4 protein-coding genes are annotated in these 3,113 nt (G+C 38.9%); 3 read left to right on the plus strand and 1 reads right to left on the minus strand.

Annotated features, from left to right (window positions below; all coding sequences use genetic code 11):
* Positions 1–573, minus strand: a 573-nt coding sequence (locus AB685_RS29325; RefSeq protein WP_047974143.1) for a helix-turn-helix domain-containing protein, incomplete at its 3' end; no start/stop codon positions are given.
* A gap of 403 nt (positions 574–976) precedes the next feature.
* Between AB685_RS29325 and AB685_RS31590 the strand changes: the two genes are divergently transcribed.
* The 3 genes from AB685_RS31590 to AB685_RS29335 all read left to right on the plus strand — a co-directional run.
* Positions 977–1,126 carry a hypothetical protein gene (locus AB685_RS31590; protein ID WP_157860775.1) on the plus strand — a complete coding sequence of 50 codons (150 nt, stop codon included), beginning with the start codon at positions 977–979 and terminating at the stop codon, positions 1,124–1,126.
* A gap of 83 nt (positions 1,127–1,209) precedes the next feature.
* Positions 1,210–2,421, plus strand: coding sequence for a hypothetical protein (locus AB685_RS29330; RefSeq protein ID WP_047974144.1), 1,212 nt, complete (start codon positions 1,210–1,212; stop codon positions 2,419–2,421).
* Positions 2,411–3,113 (plus strand): arginase family protein (locus AB685_RS29335; RefSeq protein WP_047974145.1); only part of this gene is annotated, 703 nt, incomplete at its 3' end. The genes AB685_RS29330 and AB685_RS29335, both read left to right, overlap by 11 nt.

Raw genomic sequence — 3,113 nt, forward strand, 5'->3', positions numbered from 1 at the left:
TGGGTGAGTGTCTACCTCTTCTATTAACACTTCATATAATGTAGCTGCTTGTTCATATTTTTGCTCTTCACTTAAAATAACACATAAGCTATTCAAGATCGTAATGTCTATATCAGATTTAGACTTGGAGGTGGTTTCTCTTTTTGATAGTGCTTGTTCTAAAGATTGAATAGCAATATCAGGCGTCTTATCCACATAATAAGCGCAGACTCCTTCCAACCAGAGAAAGTACTGTTCTCCTTCAGTCGATTTAAACAGTGGGTTCTCCCGCTCGCATTTTACGAATTCCTGCAATTCTTCAAAGGACTTTGCCTTTAACATTCTATCAACTTGTTCAGTCACTTCACRTACGTAATCAGCATTGCTGTAGTGAGCAAGGTTAAGTAAATAACTTACATCTACTCCGATACGTTTGGCTAATTTCATTAGTAGGAAGGAAGAAGGAATCACCGCCCCTTTTTCAATTCTACTAATCAGGGTTTGATCACAAATACCATTTGCTAGTTCACCTTGAGTTAACCCATACCGCAATCTAATTTCTCTGATAGCAATGCCCACATTAAAGTCAGTCATTTTTTCCTCCTCTGCAAATATGCACATTTYCATATAAACAAACGGAAAGACAAGTAAGAAACTGGAAAGGGAGACTAATTAATATATTATACTAATATTCAGAAAAATGGTACTTTTTAAAAATATTGTATAGTAATTGTAATGAATTTAGGAGGTGCACATACATGAAAAAGGTACTATTGACGGTTGCATTCTTTGCGGTAGCTCTTGCATTCAATCAATTTGAGGTTGCGGCTATGATGATAGAGCCATTGAATGACCTCCCTTATGAACACTAAAGTGGAATGATAAACAAATAAGAAGTCTACTTGAAACATACAAAGGTGGTATAACTGTATGTCTCATTTGGATTTCTGATAGATCCCGYTGAAGACAAAAAAATGATTAAGAGGAGATGATAGTAATGAAAAATTTAGAAGCTAACTTAAACAATATCAATATTAAAGAAGGTTCAATTGAAGAAGGTATGGTTAACAAAGCAGAAAAGACGAGCGTTCCGGTTGTTAATTTGGATTTAACCATTTTAGGAGGCTCACGCCCTCGTATCTATTAAGTTTCCTAACATAATTAGTTATTAATTAAGTACATCATCTTCACGGGATCTATGAGATATTCAGAAATAAGGGGGAATTTTGGATGGACATGTCTACTAAGGAGTATCTAGAACCGCTCTATTCTCAACCAGAGGCAAGTTTGTTTGATTTGATAACTGAGGTGAAGACACCCGCCTTAGTATACGACCTAAAAGGAATGAAAGATGTTGTGAGACGGATTCAAGAGGATCTCTCTCTTGTTCAAAATACAAAGTTAAACCTAGCAGTTAAGGCGACCCATACTCCGGAAATACTAGCACAATATGCTCGCTGGGGCTTGGGGTGTGACGTTGCAAGTATTGGAGAGTACAAGCTCGCAAAAGAAGCAGGGTTTTCAGAGATCACGACGACTGCGCCTGCCTACACCGTTCAAGAGATGAATGAGTTGATGGAGGGGAATTGTCTAATTGATTTAGACTCGATTTCACAGCTCACATTGTACGGTGAGAGCTTTCCGCACACAGAAATAGGGTTAAGAATTAGAATGCCTTTACCGTCTCATTTGGAGAGCAATGCAACGTTTGGAAACGATAGTCGTTTTGGGATAAACAGTACAGACCCTCTACTAGATGAGGTAATAGAGAAATATGCTCTTACCGTTAAACGTATTCATGTTCATAGCGGCCAGATGACACCAGAATCGCTTCTGTATAAAGCTGACTATTTACTGGCTCTTGCAGAAAGGTTTAAGAAGGTAGATACGATTGATTTTGGTGGTGGGCTTTTTCATTTTTATGTGGATCGAGCAGAGGCGCGCAACTATCTAAGGCGTTTAAATAATATAGTTGAAGAGTGGACAAATAAACATCGTCGTGAGATGCACTTTAGGTTTGAGCCTGGTGGTGCACTCTTAGCAGGATGTGGTTATTTAGTTGCGACAGTTTTAGCGAATGAATATCATGATCATTTCAAAAAACGTATCCTAACATTGAATCTATCTGCTTGGAATCTTGCCCCTTGGCATAAGCCGCAAGTGTTCGCCTTGCAAACAGCAAGTGAGGAAGTTGAACCATACTTTATTGCAGGAAACACGTTATATGAAGGAGATTTTTTCGGGAAAGACACAAATGGAAGCATGATGGAGTTTCACTTGGCAACTAATCTTGAACTGGGTACTCCACTTTTGTTTACTGCCTCAGGGGCTTACACCATGACAAACTCACGCCAATTCAACCGTATTCCACTGCCACAAGAGTATGTATATGAGAACGATTCGCTATCTAAAATCGTAAGGGGCCATGGATGTGAAAAATGATCTCTATTACAAAATAAATGACTCGTTGGTGATTAGTGAAGAGCAGGACCATTATCTAGCATGGGATAGTAAAGAAGGCTGGAAGATTGAAGTGACGAAGCAGCTGCTTGCTATCATTCAAGCGTATGCCATTGCAACTACAAAAGCAGCGGTGTTTCAACAGCTTCATGATAAGTATGGATTAACCGAAGATTTCTTTGAAGATGTGCATGCTTATCTAGTAGAGCAGGGGCTTGTACAGGTGTATCAAGCAGGAGCATCTAAACAAACAACCAATAAGAACGGGATGTTTCAAACTTCTATTGTACCGATGGATCAATGCTTAGATGGGGATTGGTGTCATCTTGCCTTTATTGGAATGCCTTATGATCTTAATGTAACCTACAAACCTGGAACGAGATTTGCTCCTGGATACCTAAGAAGAGTTAGTGGTTCAMTCTTTCAATATAACGGAACTAGCTTACAAGGAATGTATGATCCGATTACTAATCAACAGGTGTTAGAAGGAATTAGAATGGTCGATTGCGGAGATGTGAATGCAGTTGCCTTTGAAAAAAATGGAAAGCAGTTCGATGCCCTTAAAGAAATCATACAAGCTTTCTCAAAAAAGAATATATTTCCGGTTACGATAGGGGGCGATCATTCTATCAGCCTTCCATGTATTCAAGGTCTTAGTATGAATCACTCTGCCT

This window comes from Bacillus sp. LL01, assembly GCF_001037965.1.